Raw genomic sequence first — 17263 nt, 5'->3', positions numbered from 1 at the left:
CCCGACCTACTTTGCCGCTCGCACGCTATCGCTCACGTATGGTCGAGATGGAATCCGAGACCGAACTCGAAGCCGGCGACCCCGCGCCCGACTTCGAGCTGCGGGGGACGGACGGCGAGACGTACGGCCTCGACGACCTCGCCGACCACGAGGCGGTCCTGCTGGTGTTCACGTGTAACCACTGTCCGTACGCGCAGGCGAAGTTCGACGTGCTGAACGACGTCGCGGCGGACTACGACGACGCCGCGGTCGTCGGCATCAACCCGAACGACGCCGACGAGTACCCCGACGACTCCTTCGAGCGGATGCGGGAGTTAGTGGAGGACGGCACCGTCCAGTACGACGCCTACCTCCGCGACGAATCGCAGGAGGTCGCTCGCGCGTACGGCGCGGTCTGCACCCCGGACCCGTTCCTCCTGCGGAACACCGGGGACGGCTTCGAAGTCGTCTACAACGGCCGCCTCGACGACGCCCTGAATCCGGACGACGAGCCGACGCGGCCGGGCGGCGACGTCCGCGACGCCATCGACAGCATCCTCGCCGGCGAGCCCGTCGAGAAGGAGTGGCGGCCGTCCCGCGGCTGCTCCATCAAGTGGACCGACGCGTAGCGGACGGTCACCGCGCGAGCGGGCCGGTCCAGCGCGACGGGTCCCGCCGGAGTCCGGTACGGCTATGGGCCGCGCTCCCGTCGTCGCGGCCATGAACGACGTGCTGAGCGACACCGCAGACGCCTTCCTCGACGCCGCGAACCCCGAGCCCTCCGAACTGCTCCAGGAGATGACCGAGTACGGCCGCAGCGAGGACTTCCCCATCGTCGGGCCGGACGTCGGCCACCTCCTGGGCGTGGTGGCGACGCTCGCGGGCGCGGAGCGCGTCTTCGAGTTCGGGTCGGGGTACGGCTACTCGGGCGCGTGGTTCCGCACCGTGCTCCCCGCGGACGGCGAACTCGTGCTCACGGACTACGACGAGGGGAACCTCGAGACGGCCCGGGAATTCCTCGGCAGGCAGGACGAGGACGCGACCGTCCGCTACGAGGCGGGGGACGCGATGGAGCTATTCGAGCGCTACGACGGTCCGTTCGACGTCGTGCTGCTCGACCACGGCAAGACCGAGTACGTCGACGCCTTCGAGGACGCCCGCGGGAAGCTCGCGGACGGCGGCGTCGTCGTCGCGGACAACATGATGGCCGGCCCCGTCGAGCCAGCGGACGTGACCGCGGCGCTGCAGGGCGACGAACCGGTCGACGACCACACGGAGGGCGTCGCGGACTACATCGAGCACGTCCGCGGCGACCCGGACTTCGAGACGGCGTTCGTGCCGCTCGGCGAGGGCGTCGCGATCAGCGTGAAGCGATAGCGGGTGCGTCAGTCGCGGGACGCCAGCAGGACAGACGCGCTCCGATCACCGACAGAGATTCCGGGGTCGCGAACGGACGGTCGGTCGTGCCACTGCTCCAGTTCGACACCGACTTCCCGGTATCCGACGCCGAGGCAGACGCGTTCGCCGACGCCGTCACCGACCTGTACGTCGAGACGATGGACGCCGACCGGTCGTACGTCGCGGTCGTCGTGCGCGACGACGGACACCTCTCGCTCGGCCGCGCAGTCGAGGGCGGGCAGGTGTTCTGCTCGGCGGACGTCCGGGCGGGCCGAGACGGAGCGACGAAGCGGGCGTTCGCGACCGCGGTGATGGACGAGGCCGCCGAGCGGTTCGGCGTCCCCGACGAGAATCTGAAGGTCGTGTTCACCGAGCACGCGGGCGCGCAGATGCAGGGCGTCGAGCGCGTCGGCGGCGATTGGAGTTAATCGATGACGTCGAGGACTTCCTCGGCGTGCTCCTCGGGGTCGACACCCTCGAAGACGGCGACGACATCGCCGTCCGGTCCGACGACGAACGTGTTCCGGAACGTGCCGACGACCTCGTTCCCGAAGACGTTCTTCTCGCCGTAGGAGTCGTACGCGGTCGCGACCGCGCCGTCCGTGTCGCTGAGCAGGTCGAACGGGAGGTCGTACTTCGCCGCGAAGTCCGCGAGGTCCTCGACGGGGTCGTCGCTGATACCGAGCACGGGGACGTCGCGGTCCGCGTACTCGTCCCAGTTGTCGCGGAAGCTACAGGCCTGGGTCGTGCAGCCGGGGGTGTCGGCGCGCGGGTAGAAGTAGACGACGGCGTACTGGCCGTCGTAGTCCGACAGCGACACGGTGTCGCCGTCCTGGTTGGGCAGCTCGAAGCCGGGCGCGGCGTCTCCTTCCGAGAGCATGGTTCGCGTTTCGCCCGCCGCACCGAAGTGGTTACGGTACGGCGCGGTCACTCGACGCCGGTGAGCCCGGACGCCGTCAGCAGCGACAGCGACAGCCACACGGCCAGCGACAGCCAGCTCGCGACCGGCGACGCGGCCCGCACCGGCATCGTCACCGCGGGCTCGACGGCGTACGACAACACGAGCCCGCGGTACGCGCTCAGTGGGCTGGCGGCGAGCGCGACCGAGAGTCCGCGCTCGGCGATCCAGCCGCGGCCGACGCCCGCGACGACGACCAGGTCGAACCCCGCGACGAGCACCAGCAGCGACGCGACAGCGAGAACGAACCCCCGGCGCGCCGTCCGCGCGAGCGACGACACCAGCATCGTCACCGCCAGCAGGACCGCGGCGAAGACGACCGTCAGCGCGACGAACCGCGCGTAGTAGACCGGCGAGTCCAGGCCCTGCGTCTGCGCGAGCGTCCCCGACTCCGGGCCGAGCAGCGGCACGACCGCGGCCGCCGCGGCCAGCGTCCCGACCACGGCGACGACCACCACGGCGAACCGGCCGCAGTAGACGCCCAGTCCGTACCGCAGCGGCGTGACCGGGAACGTCTTCAGGACCGCCAGCTCGCCCCGCAGCCGGTCGCCGAGCACCGCCCGGTACCCCAGCGCGACCGCGATCACCGGGACCGCCACCTCGGCCGGCGTGAGCAGCGCGAGCACCAGCGGCACGTACCCCGACCGGCCGGCGAGTGCCGCGACCGCCAACAGCACGCCCGCGAAGCCCGCGACGACCACCCACACCGACCGCGAGCGAGCGAGCGACCGGAGCTCCCGCTCGAAGACCGCGGTGAACTGCTCGGTGCGGTCACTCACCGCTACCACCCGCCGGGGAGACCTCGCGGCCGCCGGTCGCGGCGTCGAAGGCGTCCGCCAGCGAGTCGGTACCGGACTCCGCGACCACGTCATCGGGCGCGCCCTCGGCGACGACGCCGCCCTCGGCCAGCACCAGGAGGTGGTCCGCGGCGGCCGCCCGCGACAGGTCGTGCGTCGTGAACACGACCGACTGGCCGGCCGCCGACAGGTCGGTGACGACGTCGAAGACGTAGCGGGTCATCGTCGGATCGAGGCCGCTGGTCGGCTCGTCGAGCACGACCAGCGGCGGCGACCCCAGGAGGCCGACCGCGATGCCGAGGAGCCGGCGCATCCCCCCGGAGAGCGCGTCCGTCCGGCGGTCCGCCGCCTCCCGGAGGCCGACGGTGTCGAGCGCGGCGTCGGGGTCGACGTCCGTCGAGAGCAGCCGCGCGTAGAACGCGACCGTCTCGCGGACGGTCGCCGAGGGCTGGAACCGCGGCGCCTGCGGGAGGTAGCCGACCGGGCGCTCGCCCGACGGGGAGAGCGTCACGTCGCCCGCGGTCGGCGACTCGACGCCCGTGAGCAGTTCGACGAGCGTCGTCTTCCCGCAGCCGTTCGGGCCGACGACGGCCGTCGTGGCGTTCGCCGGCAGCGAGAACGAGACCGCATCGAGGACGTCGACGTCCCCGAACGACTTCGAGAGGTCGGAGACGGACGCGACCGCGTCCCGCCCGCTGCGCTCCGCCTCCTCGTCGCCGGCAGGTGCGTTCCCTCCGCCCATACCGTACCGGTTCGACGGCCATCGCAAAAGTCTACTGCCGGACGATTCTTGGTCGCTGGCTACGTTCGCTCCCGTATGCGATTCCTGACCGTGGCCATCGCGGGCCTGCTGGTGGTCGCCGGCGTGCTCGCGCCGTTCGCCGTGCAGGGCGGCGACACGCGAGTGGCCGCGGTCCCGATGGAGGACACGCGGTCCACGGGCGCCCCGGAGAGCGTCGTCGTGCGCGCCCACGAATCCTCGCTCGTCCTCCCGAAGGGCCAGGTGTTCTTCACGCAGTACCGGTACGCGGTCGGCTACTACGGGGTGGCGTCGCTGGTCTCGGGCCTGCAGGCGAACACGGAACGCGAACTGGGTCGACCGATGGCGGTGTACGTCTCGGACTTCTCTGGGACCGACCTCTCGGTCGGGGACGACGGCCTGCTGCGGATGTCGACGGACCGCGAGCACGGCTGGGTGGCCGCGGCGGACGCCTACTTCGTCGTCGGGAGCGACGCCCGGACGCCGACTCGCGACCGGGCCGTCGTGCCGTTCTCGGAGCGCGCGGACGCCGCCGCGTTCGCCGACGACCACGGCGGCCGCGTCGAGCGGTGGGCCGCCGTAGCGGAGCTGTCGTTCGGCGCCGCGGGGCGGACGCCGGCCGAGTGGGAGCGCGTCGAGGACCGGCGGCGCGAGGCCTCGGACGGGACCGTCGAGCGCGCCACCCGGCTCCTCGACCGCCCGGTCTCCGCGACCGTCGGGGCGAACGACTCCCTCGCGGCGGCCGTCCGCGACGCGCCGCCGAACACCACCGTCAGGCTCGCTGCGGGCAACCACTCCGTGCGGGACGTCCGCGTCGAGAAGCCGGTCACGATTCGCGGCGCCGGCGCGAACCTGACGCGGGTCGCGGGCGACGGGAACGGGAGCGTCTTCGACGTGAACGCGTCCCGCGTCGCGCTCGCGGACCTCTCGGTGTCGGGCGTCGGGCCCGTCCGCTCGCGCGACCCCGCGAACGTGACCGCTGTCCCCGTCGGCAACGAGTCGTTCCGGCACGACTACTGGACGACGCACGGGTACGGCGACGCGGGCGTCGTCTTCGACGAGTCCGCGGCGTCGCTCGTCTCGGACGTCCGCGTGACCACCGACGCGAACGGCGTCATCGCGCGCAACAGCCCGAACCTCTCGGTCTCGAACCTCACCGTGGTCGGGACCGAGGACTGGGAGGACGGCTTCCTCGGCGTCGCCGTGCTCGGCGCGCCCGCGGTCGTCGAGAACTCGACGTTCTACGGCGGGAAGGTCGGGGTGTGGGCCCACGACACGGACTCGTTCGCCGTCCGGAACACGTCGATGGAGGGGATGATGGTCGGCGTGTTCAGCGTGTACGCGCAGGGCGCGTTCGCCGCGGACAACGACATCCGGGACACGTGGGTCGGCGTCTACGTCCACGACCGGTCGAACGGGAACGTCGTCACGGGCAACGACATCGAGAACAGTCGGAACGGCGTCCTCGTGTACGGGCGCTCGAGCTACGTCGCGGACAACGTCCTGACGCACAACCGCAACGGACTGGCCGTCCAGGGGCAGTTCGCCGTCTACCGGCGGAACGTGCTCGCGTTCAACCGCGTCGGCGTCCGCGTGATGTCGCTGTTCCCGACGAACGACGTCACCGCCAACGACGTCGCGTACAACCAGCGGTACGCGGAGACGACGCGGTACAACGTGTTGCACGTCTGGAACGGGAACTACTGGCGAGGCGCGCCGGGCGTTGACGCGGACGGCGACGGCTACCTCTCGCGGCCGTTCAGCGCGACCGGCCCGGTCGGCGCCGTCGCCGAGCGGGGCGCGGGGGCGCCGACGCTCGCGAGGGCGCCCGCGCTACAGATGCTCCAGCAGTTACAGCGCACCGTCCCCGGGCTCCGGGCCGGCGGCGTGGCGGACGAACGCCCGAGCGCGGAGCCGATCCGACCCGCGGTCCTGGAGCGCCTGGCGGAAACGCGCCGCGGCCCCGGCCGGTACGAGGACGACGACGATTGGGACTACGACCCGTGAGTCACAGTGACGCGGCCCGCTCGGCTACGGGACCAGCGAGAGCGCGTACAGCGCCGCCATCCCGACGCCGACGGTGGCGAGCATGTCCTCGGTGCGCCACGCCACGACGGCCGCGACGACGCCGGCGAGCAGGCGGTCGTTGCCGAGCGAGACGGCGAGCGCGCCGTCGCTGAGCACGAGCTCCGGGAGGACGAGCGCGGCGAGCACGGCCGGCGGGACAAACGAGAGCACGCGCTTCGCGCGCGGCGGCACGTCGTCGAGGCGGCCGAACAGCGCGACGAACGACACGCGGAGGAGGTACGTGCCGACCGCGGCCGCGACGACGACCAGCCAGAGGTTCACTGGCCCACCCCCGTCTCGCTCGCGGCGACCGCGGTGACCACGCCCGAGAGCCCGGCGGCGATGATGCCGAGGTTCATCGGCGCGCCCGCGGCCGCGACCGCGACGAACCCGCCGACCGCGGCCGCGACGGCGGTCGGTTCGTCCGTGATGGAGGGGACCAGCAGCGCGAGGAACAACAGCGGAATCGCGAAGTCGAGCTGGAGGCCGGCGGGCATCCGGTTGCCGAACGCGACGCCCGCGACCGTCCCGCCGACGTACGTCAGGTAGATGGCGAGCGCGACCCCGAGGTAGTACGCGAGCCGGTCGGTGTCCTCGCTGCGCTCGTACTCTGTGACGGCGAGGGCGAACGTCGCGTCGATGAGGAACTGCGCGCAGACGAGCCGCCACCGCTCGGGGAGCCGCCGGAAGTGCGGGGCGATGGCGGCGCTGTACATCGTGTACCGGAGGTTCACCACGACCGCGGTGAGGACGACGACGGCGAGCGGCGCGCCGCTGCCGACGAGGTCGATGGCCGCGAGCTGGGACGCGCCGCCGAACACCGCGGCGGACATCGCGACCGTCTGCACGTCCCCGAAGCCCACCTGAACGGCCGCCGCGCCGACGACGAACCCGAACGGCACGTTCGCCGGGAGCGTCGGCAGCGAGTCCCGCAGGCCGGCGACGAAGTCCTCGCGCTGGGTCACTGGTCGGAGAAGGCGGTGACGCCCGCTTTAACGTTCCGGCGGGTCGGTCGCCGTTCGCCGCGTGAACAGTCAACTCCAAGCCCGTCGGCCCCCAAGTCGAGGTATGAGCGACGAGAGCGCGGGCGCCGGCACGAGGCTGCGGCTCGACCTCTGGCACCCGAACTGCTGGGCGATTCAGGCGACCGAGCGCAACTCCGGCGGCGTGCTCGCCCACGCCGTCTACGACGCGCCCACGATGGGCGACGACGAGAGCAACGGGCTGTTCACGGCGTACGGCGAGACGGAGGCGGAGGTCGAGGCGCTGCTCGACGCCATCGAGGCGTCGCCGCTGACGGAGACGGTCCAGGAGCTCCAGGCGCAGTTCGACACGCGGCGGCCGCGAATCGCGCCGGACGCCGTCACGCGGGAGTTCTTCCTCGAACACGACCCCACGGAGATGATCTGCCCGCTGCTGCTCGAACACGGCTTCGTCCACGCCGAACCCGGGCGAATCGAGGGCGGGCGCGAGGAGTGGCACGTCCGGTACGCCGGCGGGCGGGCGGAGATCGAGGCGGCCCTGGACGACATCCGCGAGCAGGCCGGCGCCGAGATCGCCGTCGAGAGCATCGGCTCGGTCGGGGGGACGGCGCCGCGGCGTCGACGCGACGACGCGCTCACGCAGAAGCAGCGCGAGGTGTACGAGACGGCGCGCAAGCACGGCTACTACGAGTGGCCGCGGGAGACGTCGACCCGGGAGCTCGCGGCGGAGTTCGACATCTCGAAGACGACGCTGCTCGAACACCTCCGGAAGGCCGAGTCGAAGCTGCTCGGCGACGGCGGAGCGCGCTAACGCTCAGAACGCCACGTCCGTCCCGGCGCCGGCGTCGACGGCGGCGTCGTAGACGTGGGCGGCGGCCGCGGCGTCCAGCACCGCGGAGCCGACGCTCTCCACGACGAGAATCTCGTCGTCGGTCTCGCGGCCCGCCTCGCCGCCGAGCGCGTCCGAGAGCGGAATCAGGTCGTCCTCGTCGAGGCCCGTCGCGGTGAGGTCGCCGATAGCCGCGACCTCCTCGGGGACGTCGGCGAACACGCGGGCCGCGCGGTCGAACGTCTCGGGCTCGAGTTCCTGCATCTCGGCGTTGAACGCGCCGACGGCGACGACCAGCGTTCCGGGCTGGAGGTCCGCAGCAGCGAACACGGGCTCGTCGCTCGTGGTCGCGGTGACGACGACGTTCGCGTCCGCGACGGCGGCGCTCGCGGAGTCGACGGCGGTGGCGTCGATGCCGCGCTCGCGGAGGTCGCTCGCGCACGCCTCCCGGGAGTCGCTGGGCGAGTAGACGGAGACGCGTTCGACGTCGGTGAGCGCGTCGATGGCGCGGGTCTGCCAGCGCGCCTGCGCGCCCGCGCCGAGCACGCCCAGCCGGACGGGCTCGACGGCGAGTTCGCGGGCCGCGAGCCCGCCGATGCAGCCGGTGCGCGCGTTCGTGACGCGCTCGCCGTTCAGGAACGCCTTCGGCTCGCCGGTGCGGGCGTCCGCGACCACGATCTGGGCGTGAATCGTCGGGAGGCCGCGCTCGGGGTTGTCGGGGTGGACGCCGACGAGCTTCGTCGCGAAGTACGGCTCGCCGTGGACGTACGCCGGCATCGCGAGCCCCGTGCCGAACTCGTCCGGCGACTCCAGGCCCTCGCCGACCGGGTAGTGCGGGCGCTCCGGGCGTTCGACGTTGCCGGCGCCCTGTTCGACGAGCGCGCGCTCGACGACCGGCGCCAGCGCGCCGAGGTCGAGGAGGTCGCCGACGTTCGCGTCCGAGAGTACGAGCACCATGCCAGTCGCCAGGCGGGCGACCGAGTTATGGTTTCGGGGGCTCCGGGTCAGAACGAGTAGTCGCCCTCGCGAATCTGGGCGTACTTGCGCTTCCGGTAGCGGAACTTCGCGCGCCTGTACTTCGTGTAGAGGCGGAGGCCGCCCGCGGCCGAGCGCGCGTTCGACTTCGAGATGATCTTCCCGCTGTCGCTGGATTCGAGCATCTGCCGGGTGATGCGGATGGTCTTGTCCCAGTCGTCGGGGCCGTACTCGCCGACGACGTCGGCCATCGCGACGTTCCGCCGGATCTCGTCGCCGATGGCGTCGTGCCACGCGTCGTTGTACTCCCCGAGGTTGCCCTCAGCGGCGAGGCGGCCGGCGAGCTTCCCGGTGCGGTGGGCGACGTGGTCGCCGCCCTCGTGGAACGACGACGTCGCGCCCATCGCGCCGCCGACGACCGCGATGCCGGCCTCGGTCGGGGACTCGATGGGCCGCGTCGAGGAGATGGCGTACGTCTCCGTGCTGTTCGACTTCCCGTGTCCCTCCACGAGCGGGAAGTCCTCGTCGACGTCGTACTCGTCGCCGTAGAGCTCTTCGAGGAGCCGTCGGAGGTACACCTTCCCCGAGGGGATGCGCTCGTCGTCCTCGCGGAGCAGGCGCCACTCGCTTTTGTCGAAGTCGTCGACGTCCATCCCGATGGGCATCGTGAGGCCGACGCGCGCGACGCCGTCGCGGTTCGGGAACACCCACGGGTAGGCGGTCTCGCCTGGCATCCAGCCCCACCAGAACTTCAGCGTGTCCGCGTCGAACAGCTCCTCGGGGAAGCGGCGGTACTCCTGGTACGCGATGTGGTTCGCCGACGGCGGGCTGAGCACCTCGCTGGCGCGCTTGCCCTCGGGCAGCAGCGGGTCGAGCACGCGCATCGTGATCTGGCGCTGCGGGCCGTCCGCGAGCACGAGGTACTCCGCGGTGACCTCCTCGCCGTCCCCGAGCGTGAGCGTGTGCTCGTGGCCGCCCGAGAGGTCCGAGTCGACACGCTTCACGCTCGTACCGGCGACGTAGTCGGCGCCCGCGTCCTCGGCGCGGTCGCGGAGCCAGTCGTCGAACTTCGCGCGGTGGAACGTGAACCCGAAGCCGTCGTAGTCGGCGTCGATGCCGGTGCGGTCGACGACCACGTTCTCCTCGGGGCCGATGAACTCGGCGCCGGAGAGCCGCTGCTCGATCACGTCCTCGGGGATGTCCGCGAAGTCGAGGTCCGCGACCTCCAGCCAGTAGTCGAGGAAGCCGGCGGCGTCCGTCGAGTCCGGCCCGAGGCGGTCGCGGTCGGCCCGCGGCACGCCCTTCTCGTAGACGACGGCGTCCGCGTCCCGGTCGGCGGCCGCGTACGCGGCTGCCGACCCCGCCGGCCCGCCGCCCACGATGGCCACGTCTACGTCAGTCATATTTCCCCCGTTACCCCGGCGGCGTTAAAGTGCTTCGAGTTTTCCGGCGACGCCGACCGGGTCAGCGACACGACTCGCCGATGCCGGTCGGACACTGGTCGAACGTCCCGAAGGCGACGTCGTTCTCGCCGGCGACGAGTTCCGCGGTGAGACACTCGTCGTCGCCGCTCGCGACGGTGTGTCGGTGCCAGTCTGCGCCGTCGGCCGAGGCGGCGAGCGTGTACGAGCGCGCGTCGGTCGGCCACGCGCAGTCGAGTCGCTCCCGCCCGCCGGGCGGTAGTTCCACGCTGGTCTCGAGGACGCGTTCGTCGTCCGCGGAGACCCGGACGTGAAGCGCGTGCGCCGTCTCGCGGCCGTTGACGGCGTACAGCTCCCGGAGCGACGTCTTCGACGGCGAGTCGAGCGCGGTACAGCCGGCGGCCGCGGCGAGCGCGGGGAGCGGGGCGAGCGACCGGAGGAGGCCGCGGCGGGACGGGGAGGGCACAGTCGACTCGTCGCGGGGCGTCGACTTGAATCCACGCGTCGGCGAGGCCACGGTCGACGACGGCACTGCCCACACGTTCAAGCGCGCGCCGCCCGACACCTCCGGTATGTCGCGCCTCGACGACCCGGTGGACGTCGGCGGCGTCACCCTCCGGAATCGGCTGTACCGCGCGCCGCTGCTGGAGTGCGCGGGCACCGACGCGGACACCGCCGACGTGCTGCGCGCGGACCTCGAACCCGCGGCAGCAGCGGGCGCCGGCCTGGTCTGTCAGGGCGCGACCGTCGTCCGCGGCGAGAGCGGGTGCGCCGCGCCGAACATGACGCGCGTCCACGACGGCGCGTTCGTCGAGACGCTGTCGCCGGTCCCGGAAGCCATCGAGGCGCACGGCGGCCGCGTGTTCGCGCAACTGGAGCACGGCGGCCTGCGGTCGATGGAGATCTGGCACGCCGGCTACCGCGACGCCCACCCCGACTACGACCAGTTGGCGGTTTCGCGGCCGCCGCTCCCGCTCCGGCTCGCCGCCCGCGCGGGCTTTCTGGACCTCTCGCCGCGCGTGCTCTCCACCGACGAGGTGTACGGCCTCGCGGCGGACTTCGGGCGCGCCGCCGAGCGGCTCGCGGCCGCGGGCTACCACGGCATCCACGTCGCGGGCGCGAACATGGGCATCGTCCAGCAGTTCCTCTCCCCGTTCTACAACCGCCGGAGCGACGAGTTCGCGGACGGCTTCCGGTTCCTCGAACTCGTCCACGACGAGATTCGCGCCCGCACCGACGTCCCGGTCATCACGAAGATCCCGGCGGAGACCGAGGCCCAGCCCGGGATTCGCCGCCACCTCACGGCCGAGGACTGCGTGGCACTCTGCGAGCGGGCCGCCGACGCCGGCTTCGACGCCGTCGTCCCGGTCTCCGGGAGCGTGTTCTGGGACGCGCACCTCGTGAAGGGCGCGTACCCCGAGCGCGCGTGGCGGGACAGCCAGTTCCAGTCGGGGTACGCCGAGGCGTTCGGAAGCGCCTGGCGCGCGCGGCTGGTCGCCGCCGCGAACCGCCTGCAGGCCCGACGGGCGGAGTTCGAGCACGCGTGGAACGCCGACCTCTGCCGGCGCGTCCGCGAGCGCGTCGACGTCCCCGTCTTGCTAGAGGGCGGCGTGCGCGAGCGCGAGCGCGTCGACGACTTGCTCGGGGACGCCTGCGACCTCGTCGGCGTCGGCCGGCCGTTCTACGCGGAGCCCCGGCTGCCCGCGCGGCTCCTCTCGGGGGACGGCGGGGTCGCCTGCGAGAGCTGCAACAACTGCGTCGTCCCGCAGGCCGCGGGCGAACCCGGCGTCTGCCGGACGCCGTCCGTGCTCGCCGAGCGCGGCCGGCGCGAGCGCGAGGGCGCTTACGGGCGCGAGTGATCAGACGTCGGCGGCGAACACCCGCACGAAGCCGGCTGCCCGGCGCTCGTCGCGCGTGAGGCTCGCGTTCTCGGCGAGGGCGTCACGCGCGGCTTCGATGCGGTCGTCGAGCGTCCGCGAGGGCGCGTCCCGGCCGCCGCTCGGCGCGCCCGCGGCGACGAACTCGTCGAACGCCCAGTTCAGGTGGCGGGCGTGCGGGTGGCGGCTCCGGCCCGCCTCTAGGACGGCCACGCGGCCGCCCGGCACGACACGGTCGACCCAGCGCTCGACCGCCGCTCCGGGATCGGCGAGCAGGCCGACCACGAACGAGCCGAGCACGGCGTCGACGCCGTCGACGGGCGGTCGCGCGGCGTCCCCGCGGACGAGGTGGACGTTCTCCCAGCCGTGGCGCTCGACGCGGCGCGCGGCCACGCCGAGCATCCCCCGCGTCAGGTCGACGCCGACGACGGCGCCGTCCGGGCCGACGCGCTCCCGGAGGAGCGCGAGGTTCGCGCCAGTGCCGCAGCCGAGGTCGACGACCGTGTCGCCGGCGTCGATTTCGAGCGCGGCAACGGCGGCGCGGCGCAGGCGCTGGACGCCCGGGAGCAGCCGGCAGAGCCAGTCGTAGGCGCGCGCCCACTGGCCGTAGAACGCCTGCACGTCTTCGGTGCTCACGCTCCCGGGTTGGGCCTCCGCGTGCTAAAAGCCGGGGGCGGCCCACCCGAACACCTAAGTCGTTCGACAGTAGTTCGCGGGGTATGGACCGCGTGCGGGTCGCCTACGACTTCGTGCGAGCGTACGTGTACGCGCTCGTCTTCGCCGCCGTCGTCACGGGAGCCTGGCTGCTCGCACCCCGCATCGCGGACGGGCCGCAGGTCGCGGGCCTCTGGTTCGCGGTCTGCGCGTTCGGCGCGCTCGTGCTCGCGACGTTCGCGCTCACGCAGTACACCCGGCGCGCGTGAGTCGTCAGTCGTCGGCCGCGCCAGACGCCGACGGGAGCGAACGGAACTGCGCGTCGAAGTCCGCGACGGAGAACTCCTCGACGAGGCCGCCGAGCTCGGCCTCGATTGCCGCGATGTCCGCCCGGAGGTCGTCGTACTCGGGGCGGTCAGCGAGGTCGCCGTGCTCGCGCTCCAGGGCGGCGCGCTTCGACAGCAGTCGGAAGTACCGCTGGACGCAGACGTCGTACTGCTTGCGGTCGACCAGCGCCGACACCAGCCGCCGGACGTCCGCGCGGGTCGCGGGCTTCGTGAGGTAGTCGTCGAAGCCCATCTCGAGGACGTCGACGCCCGGCTCGACGGCGGTCACCATCGCGACCTGACAGCTGTCGCCGCGGTCGCGAATCTCGCCGAGGACTTCCCTGCCGGAGAGGCCGGGCAGCCGCCGGTCGAGCAGCACCACGTCGACTGCGTCGTCGAGCCTGTCGAGGGCGTCCCGGCCCGCGTGAGCGGTGCGGACTTCGTACTCGTCGGCGAGCCACTCCTCGTAGAGGGCGGCGAGCGCGCGCTCGTCTTCGACGACGAGCACGGTCGCGTCGTCGCGCGCGGCGTCAGCGGAATCCGAGCGTGCGCCCGGCTCAGGCATCGTCCACTCGCGTCTCGAACATACTCCGTCTGGGAGCGCCGGCGGGATAGTCCTCGTACCTCGTTGTAGTGATGTGAACCGTGACACCGACGAACACGGTAGAATCCGGCGTGCTAGACGTCGACGCGGAGTTTCTGTTACTGGTCGAACACGACGCCGAGGAGCTTCCGCTGGGCGGCCCCCAGGTGCTGGCTGAACGTCTTCTGGGAGATGTCCATCGCGTCCGCGAGCTCGGTCTGCGAGCACGCCCGCGGCTCGTCGAAGTAGCCCCGCTCGTAGGCGAGCCGCACCGCCTCCCACTGGCGGTCGGTCAGCAGGTCGTCGAACAGCGACCGCGCGCCCGCCTGCGTGACGAGCGGTGCGACGACGTCGCGGTGGCGCTTCCCGACGAGCGACACCGACGGGTGGGCGTCCCGGACGGCCTCGACGGCCCGCCGCGGGTCGGTGCTCCCGGACAGCACCGCGGTGACGCGAGCGACGCCGTCGCCGGTGGTCGCGGACTGCGTGAGCACACCGTGCAGGGCCAGCGTCTCGACGACGGATTCGGACGGCGAGAACCGCGCGATCACCTCGTCGCCGACGACCGCGAGGCCGTCCACGCCGGCGTCGAGGCCGGTCGCGCGGTCGGCGAGGTCGTCGGCGGAGTTGTCGAACAGCCGCACGAACGACACCGGGCCGTCGTCGGTCCGCACGAACTCCAGCAGTTCCAGCCGGCAGTTCAGCGCCCGCGAGAGCCGGACCGACGGGTACGACGCGTCGTCCGTCTCGAAGTCGAGTTCGGCGAACGCGGCGTGGTCGGTGTCCATCCAAACACTCGTTCCGTAACGAATACGAACAAAGGTACTTCACTGTTGTCCGACCGCCCGACGCGTCTGGTGACGCCAGCAGTCCGGAGCGCGTCAGGGGAACAGGCCGCGGTACTCGTGGGCGTCCGCGGTGCGTTCGAGCGCGATGGTGTACGCCGCCGTCCGCAGGTCCGGGATGTCCTTCCCCTCGTAGGCCGCGAGCATCTCGTCGAACGCCTCGGTCAGGCGCGCTTCGAGGTCGCGGTTGACCTCCTCGAGCTCCCAGGAGTACTGCTGGCTGTTCTGCACCCACTCGAGGTAGGAGACGATGACGCCGCCCGCGTTCGCGAGAATGTCCGGCACCACGGGCACGTCGCGGTCGCGCAGGACCGCGGCCGCGTCGAACGTCGTCGGACCGTTCGCGGCCTCTACGACCACGTCGGCTTCCAGACGGTCGGCGACGTCGACGGTGATGACGTCCTCGATGGCCGCCGGGATGAGCGCGTCCACGTCCAGCGTCAGGAGGTCGTCGTTGGTGATGAACTCGGCGTCCGGGTAGCCCTCCAGACGGCCGTCGTTGTTCTCGACGTAGGCGCTGACGTCGGGGACGTCGAGGCCGCTCGGGTCGTAGACGGCGCCCGTGACGTCCGAGACGGCGACCACGTTCGCGCCGCGTTCGTGGAGCAGCCGCGCGGTGACGCTGCCGACGTTCCCGAACCCCTGAATCGCGACGTCCGCCTGCGCGACGTCGGTCCCGAGGTACTCGAACGTCTCCTCGGTGATGATGGTGACGCCGCGACCGGTCGCCTCGACGCGGCCCGCGGTGCCGCCGACTTCCAGCGGCTTCCCCGTGACGATCTCGGGGACGGCGTAGCCCTGGTAGACGGAGTAGGTGTCCATGATCCACGCCATCGTGCGCGGGTTCGTGTTCACGTCCGGCGCCGGGATGTCCGTGTCCGGGCCGATGATGCGCCGGATGCCCTCCGTGTAGCGGCGCGTGAGCTGCTCGATTTCGGACTGCGAGAGCTCCTTCGGCTGGCAGATGATGCCGCCCTTCGCGCCGCCGAACGGCAGGTCGACCAGCGCCGTCTTCCACGTCATCCAGCCCGCCAGCGCCTGCACCTCCTCCTCGGAGACCGTCGGGTGGAAGCGGATGCCGCCCTTGAACGGGCCGCGCGCGCCGTCGAACTGGCAGCGGTACGCGTCGAATACCTCCACGGAGCCGTCGTCCATCCGCACGGGGAGGCTCACGGAGAGCGTCCGCTCGGGGTACTTCAGGCGCTCGAAGATGCCGTCGTCGATGTCGACGTACTCCCGGGCCTGCTCCATCTGCGCGAGCATGTTGTCGAGGGGACCGGTCTCGGTCATGATGAGGCAATATTTACTCGCACCGCATAAGGAGGTGCCGCATCGCGGCTGCCGTGGCACGCCTTGGCGTCCGACTTCCGCGGTTCCGGCGCGCTACTCCTCGGCGATGTCGGCGTCCGGGAGCTTCAGGACGTTCTCGCGGCCGATGCGGAACGACTCCAGCTCGTCGCTCTCGCGCATGTCCTTGACGACCTGGCTGGTCTTCGCCTCCGTCCACCCCATCGCGTCCACGACGTCCTGCTGTTTCGCGCGGCCGCCCTGATCGCGCAGGAACTTCTTCACGCGCTCCTCGTTGCTCAACAGCTCCTCGGGCGGCTCGGCGTCGGACTCCTCGGCCGCGCCCGCTGCACCGGCCGCGCCAGCCGAACCTGCGGCGCCAGCACCGCCGCCAGCGTCGTCGTCGTCCGGGCCGCTGTCGGTCGCAGGGCCGCTTCCTCCTGCGTCCTCGTCGCCGTCGCGGCGCACGTACAGCCAGCCCGCGGCGCCCACCACGATAGCGGCCACGAGCGCGCCGACCAGCGCGGGCAGCACGACGCTGCTCTCGCCGCTCGACGCGGCCGTCGTCGTCTCACCGGCGTCACTCGTCGTCGGGTCGGTGGGTTCGAGGACGAGGCGCGGCTCGTCGCCGGCGAACTCCCGCTCGCCGCTCCACTGCACGTACGTCGACGCCGAATCGTCGGCCGCCGGGTCGACGTCGGTCGCCGCATAGCCGTCCTCCCACGAGAAACGCAGTGACGTCTCCCCGTTCAGGTAGAAGCCCTCGAGGGCGTCCCCGGCGGCGATTCGGTCGTCCTCGACGGCCGCGAAGCCGGCCCACTCGAAGGTGTACTCCACGAATCCGTAGGAGTCGCTGAACTCTCCCCCGGACTGCTCGTACGCCCGGACCGAGACGTTCTCCACGCGCATCTCGCGGCCAGTGGCGTTCTCCGCGGAGGCCACCGTCGACTCGATGCGCTCGCGGAACCGGTCGGCGTACGCCGACTGGTTCTCCTCGATATCTGCCCGGAGGTCCTCGAACGCCTCGGTTTCGTTGTCCGTCGCGAGTTCCATTCGATACTTGAACGACCACGCGGCGCTCCCGTCGTCCTCGAGCGCCGCCGACAGCGTGACGCTATCCGGGTCGAACTCCTCCTGTGCCACGCCGAACGGGCCGTCCGGCGCACCGGCTCCCGCCGCTGGCGCGGCGACAGCCGCGACGACGAGCAACCCGGCCACCCAACACGCCAGACCGCGGTCCATACGCTCACCTGGGCCGGTGCGCTTGAAAACGTTGTTATCGCCGCAGCCGTCGTGTCACTCGCTTCCGGCGTCTCGGCGGAGGCCGACGGCGGAGCCAGCCCCGGGCGGAGTAGAAATGAGAGGAGTTCGGGCGGAACGGTCACGCCGACGGCGCGTCGACGGGCTCGCCGCACGCCGGGCACGCCGACCGCGAGGCGTCGTCGAGGTCGCGGGCGTGCCCCGTCCAGCCGCAGATCGGACACTGAACCGGGTCGCTGTCGGGCATACTACGTTCGAGGGTTC

21 protein-coding genes are annotated in these 17263 nt (G+C 72.0%); 7 read left to right on the top strand and 14 right to left on the bottom strand.

Going from position 1 to position 17263, the window contains the following annotated elements; genetic code table 11:
• The first annotated feature begins 38 nt into the window (after window positions 1-38).
• From G9C83_RS06160 to G9C83_RS06150, 3 genes are all read left to right on the top strand, one after another.
• Complete coding sequence (locus G9C83_RS06160; RefSeq protein WP_167245218.1) at window positions 39-608, top strand: thioredoxin family protein; 570 nt, start codon at window positions 39-41, stop codon at window positions 606-608.
• 91 nt (window positions 609-699) lie between these two features.
• The gene (locus G9C83_RS06155) at window positions 700-1356 is read left to right on the top strand and encodes an O-methyltransferase (protein ID WP_167245217.1); all 657 of its coding nucleotides are present in this window, start codon (window positions 700-702) and stop codon (window positions 1354-1356) included.
• A gap of 86 nt (window positions 1357-1442) precedes the next feature.
• Window positions 1443-1805 carry a tautomerase family protein gene (locus G9C83_RS06150; protein WP_167245216.1) on the top strand — a complete coding sequence of 121 codons (363 nt, stop codon included), beginning with the start codon at window positions 1443-1445 and terminating at the stop codon, window positions 1803-1805.
• Here G9C83_RS06150 and bcp read toward each other — a convergent pair.
• From bcp to G9C83_RS06135, 3 genes are read right to left on the bottom strand one after another with little or no spacing between them, the layout of a single operon-like run.
• Window positions 1802-2257, bottom strand: coding sequence for a thioredoxin-dependent thiol peroxidase (gene bcp / locus G9C83_RS06145; protein WP_167245215.1), 456 nt, complete (start codon window positions 2255-2257; stop codon window positions 1802-1804). The genes G9C83_RS06150 and bcp overlap by 4 nt on opposite strands.
• 47 nt (window positions 2258-2304) lie before the next feature.
• Complete coding sequence (locus G9C83_RS06140) at window positions 2305-3114, bottom strand: ABC transporter permease subunit (protein ID WP_167245214.1); 810 nt, start codon at window positions 3112-3114, stop codon at window positions 2305-2307.
• On the bottom strand, window positions 3107-3874 hold the full coding sequence (locus tag G9C83_RS06135) for an ABC transporter ATP-binding protein (protein ID WP_167245213.1): 768 nt from the start codon (window positions 3872-3874) through the stop codon (window positions 3107-3109). Before G9C83_RS06135 ends, G9C83_RS06140 begins: the two co-directional genes overlap by 8 nt.
• 75 nt (window positions 3875-3949) lie before the next feature.
• Here G9C83_RS06135 and G9C83_RS06130 point away from each other — a divergent pair, with 75 nt between their 5' ends.
• On the top strand, window positions 3950-5899 hold the full coding sequence (locus tag G9C83_RS06130; RefSeq protein WP_167245212.1) for a nitrous oxide reductase accessory protein NosL: 1950 nt from the start codon (window positions 3950-3952) through the stop codon (window positions 5897-5899).
• 24 nt (window positions 5900-5923) lie between these two features.
• Here the strand turns inward: G9C83_RS06130 and G9C83_RS06125 are convergent, their stop codons facing one another.
• Together G9C83_RS06125 and G9C83_RS06120 are read right to left on the bottom strand one after the other, a co-directional pair.
• Complete coding sequence (locus G9C83_RS06125) at window positions 5924-6241, bottom strand: AzlD domain-containing protein (RefSeq protein WP_167245211.1); 318 nt, start codon at window positions 6239-6241, stop codon at window positions 5924-5926.
• Window positions 6238-6924: an AzlC family ABC transporter permease gene (locus G9C83_RS06120; RefSeq protein WP_167245210.1), complete on the bottom strand. Its 687-nt coding sequence runs from the start codon at window positions 6922-6924 to the stop codon at window positions 6238-6240. Before G9C83_RS06120 ends, G9C83_RS06125 begins: the two co-directional genes overlap by 4 nt.
• Before the next feature lie 103 nt (window positions 6925-7027).
• Between G9C83_RS06120 and G9C83_RS06115 the strand changes: the two genes are divergently transcribed.
• Window positions 7028-7753 carry a helix-turn-helix domain-containing protein gene (locus G9C83_RS06115; protein WP_167245209.1) on the top strand — a complete coding sequence of 242 codons (726 nt, stop codon included), beginning with the start codon at window positions 7028-7030 and terminating at the stop codon, window positions 7751-7753.
• Window positions 7754-7756: 3 nt separating this feature from the next.
• On the opposite strand, the gene G9C83_RS06110 is transcribed toward G9C83_RS06115, so the two are convergent.
• The 3 genes from G9C83_RS06110 to G9C83_RS06100 form a co-directional block, all read right to left on the bottom strand.
• Window positions 7757-8728, bottom strand: a complete 972-nt coding sequence (locus G9C83_RS06110; RefSeq protein ID WP_167245208.1) for an ornithine cyclodeaminase family protein — start codon at window positions 8726-8728, stop codon at window positions 7757-7759.
• A 47-nt stretch (window positions 8729-8775) separates the two neighbouring features.
• Window positions 8776-10149, bottom strand: a complete 1374-nt coding sequence (locus G9C83_RS06105; protein ID WP_167245207.1) for an NAD(P)/FAD-dependent oxidoreductase — start codon at window positions 10147-10149, stop codon at window positions 8776-8778.
• Window positions 10150-10210: 61 nt separating this feature from the next.
• Window positions 10211-10633, bottom strand: coding sequence for a hypothetical protein (locus G9C83_RS06100; protein ID WP_167245206.1), 423 nt, complete (start codon window positions 10631-10633; stop codon window positions 10211-10213).
• Window positions 10634-10739: 106 nt separating this feature from the next.
• Between G9C83_RS06100 and G9C83_RS06095 the strand changes: the two genes are divergently transcribed.
• The gene (locus tag G9C83_RS06095; protein ID WP_167245205.1) at window positions 10740-12026 is read left to right on the top strand and encodes an NADH:flavin oxidoreductase; all 1287 of its coding nucleotides are present in this window, start codon (window positions 10740-10742) and stop codon (window positions 12024-12026) included.
• On the opposite strand, the gene G9C83_RS06090 is transcribed toward G9C83_RS06095, so the two are convergent.
• A complete protein-coding gene (locus G9C83_RS06090; protein WP_167245204.1) occupies window positions 12027-12680 on the bottom strand; it encodes a methyltransferase domain-containing protein in 654 nt (217 codons plus the stop codon).
• A gap of 83 nt (window positions 12681-12763) precedes the next feature.
• On the opposite strand from G9C83_RS06090, the gene G9C83_RS06085 reads away from it, so the two are divergent.
• Entirely contained in the window at window positions 12764-12967 is a 204-nt protein-coding gene (locus G9C83_RS06085) for a hypothetical protein (RefSeq protein WP_167245203.1), read from the top strand.
• A gap of 4 nt (window positions 12968-12971) precedes the next feature.
• Here G9C83_RS06085 and G9C83_RS06080 read toward each other — a convergent pair whose 3' ends face one another.
• From G9C83_RS06080 to G9C83_RS16130, 5 genes are all read right to left on the bottom strand, one after another.
• Window positions 12972-13589 carry a response regulator gene (locus G9C83_RS06080; RefSeq protein WP_167245202.1) on the bottom strand — a complete coding sequence of 206 codons (618 nt, stop codon included), beginning with the start codon at window positions 13587-13589 and terminating at the stop codon, window positions 12972-12974.
• A 137-nt stretch (window positions 13590-13726) separates the two neighbouring features.
• Window positions 13727-14395 carry a bacterio-opsin activator domain-containing protein gene (locus tag G9C83_RS06075; RefSeq protein ID WP_167245201.1) on the bottom strand — a complete coding sequence of 223 codons (669 nt, stop codon included), beginning with the start codon at window positions 14393-14395 and terminating at the stop codon, window positions 13727-13729.
• Between the two features lie 93 nt (window positions 14396-14488).
• Complete coding sequence (locus G9C83_RS06070) at window positions 14489-15742, bottom strand: Glu/Leu/Phe/Val dehydrogenase (protein WP_167245200.1); 1254 nt, start codon at window positions 15740-15742, stop codon at window positions 14489-14491.
• A gap of 93 nt (window positions 15743-15835) precedes the next feature.
• Window positions 15836-16981, bottom strand: coding sequence for a hypothetical protein (locus G9C83_RS06065; RefSeq protein ID WP_167245199.1), 1146 nt, complete (start codon window positions 16979-16981; stop codon window positions 15836-15838).
• A gap of 139 nt (window positions 16982-17120) precedes the next feature.
• Window positions 17121-17246: a hypothetical protein gene (locus tag G9C83_RS16130; protein WP_279587135.1), complete on the bottom strand. Its 126-nt coding sequence runs from the start codon at window positions 17244-17246 to the stop codon at window positions 17121-17123.
• Window positions 17247-17263: the final 17 nt, after the last annotated feature.

The organism is Halobacterium sp. R2-5 (assembly GCF_011734195.1).
Taxonomy (GTDB): domain Archaea; phylum Halobacteriota; class Halobacteria; order Halobacteriales; family Halobacteriaceae; genus Halobacterium.
This window is presented reverse-complemented; position numbering and strand designations above follow the sequence as displayed.

Bases quoted from the DNA above. Each gene is read 5' to 3' on its own strand.
- G9C83_RS06155 (WP_167245217.1), top strand. From the start codon at position 700: ATGAACGACGTGCTGAGCGACACCGCAGACGCCTTCCTCGACGCCGCG.
- G9C83_RS06135 (WP_167245213.1), bottom strand. From the start codon at position 3,874: ATGGGCGGAGGGAACGCACCTGCCGGCGACGAGGAGGCGGAGCGCAGC.
- G9C83_RS06110 (WP_167245208.1), bottom strand. From the start codon at position 8,728: ATGGTGCTCGTACTCTCGGACGCGAACGTCGGCGACCTCCTCGACCTC.
- G9C83_RS06080 (WP_167245202.1), bottom strand. From the start codon at position 13,589: ATGCCTGAGCCGGGCGCACGCTCGGATTCCGCTGACGCCGCGCGCGAC.
- G9C83_RS06070 (WP_167245200.1), bottom strand. From the start codon at position 15,742: ATGACCGAGACCGGTCCCCTCGACAACATGCTCGCGCAGATGGAGCAG.
- G9C83_RS06085 (WP_167245203.1), top strand. From the start codon at position 12,764: ATGGACCGCGTGCGGGTCGCCTACGACTTCGTGCGAGCGTACGTGTAC.
- G9C83_RS06095 (WP_167245205.1), top strand. From the start codon at position 10,740: ATGTCGCGCCTCGACGACCCGGTGGACGTCGGCGGCGTCACCCTCCGG.
- G9C83_RS06105 (WP_167245207.1), bottom strand. From the start codon at position 10,149: ATGACTGACGTAGACGTGGCCATCGTGGGCGGCGGGCCGGCGGGGTCG.
- G9C83_RS06065 (WP_167245199.1), bottom strand. From the start codon at position 16,981: ATGGACCGCGGTCTGGCGTGTTGGGTGGCCGGGTTGCTCGTCGTCGCG.
- G9C83_RS06160 (WP_167245218.1), top strand. From the start codon at position 39: ATGGTCGAGATGGAATCCGAGACCGAACTCGAAGCCGGCGACCCCGCG.
- G9C83_RS06115 (WP_167245209.1), top strand. From the start codon at position 7,028: ATGAGCGACGAGAGCGCGGGCGCCGGCACGAGGCTGCGGCTCGACCTC.
- G9C83_RS16130 (WP_279587135.1), bottom strand. From the start codon at position 17,246: ATGCCCGACAGCGACCCGGTTCAGTGTCCGATCTGCGGCTGGACGGGG.
- G9C83_RS06075 (WP_167245201.1), bottom strand. From the start codon at position 14,395: ATGGACACCGACCACGCCGCGTTCGCCGAACTCGACTTCGAGACGGAC.
- bcp (WP_167245215.1), bottom strand. From the start codon at position 2,257: ATGCTCTCGGAAGGAGACGCCGCGCCCGGCTTCGAGCTGCCCAACCAG.
- G9C83_RS06130 (WP_167245212.1), top strand. From the start codon at position 3,950: ATGCGATTCCTGACCGTGGCCATCGCGGGCCTGCTGGTGGTCGCCGGC.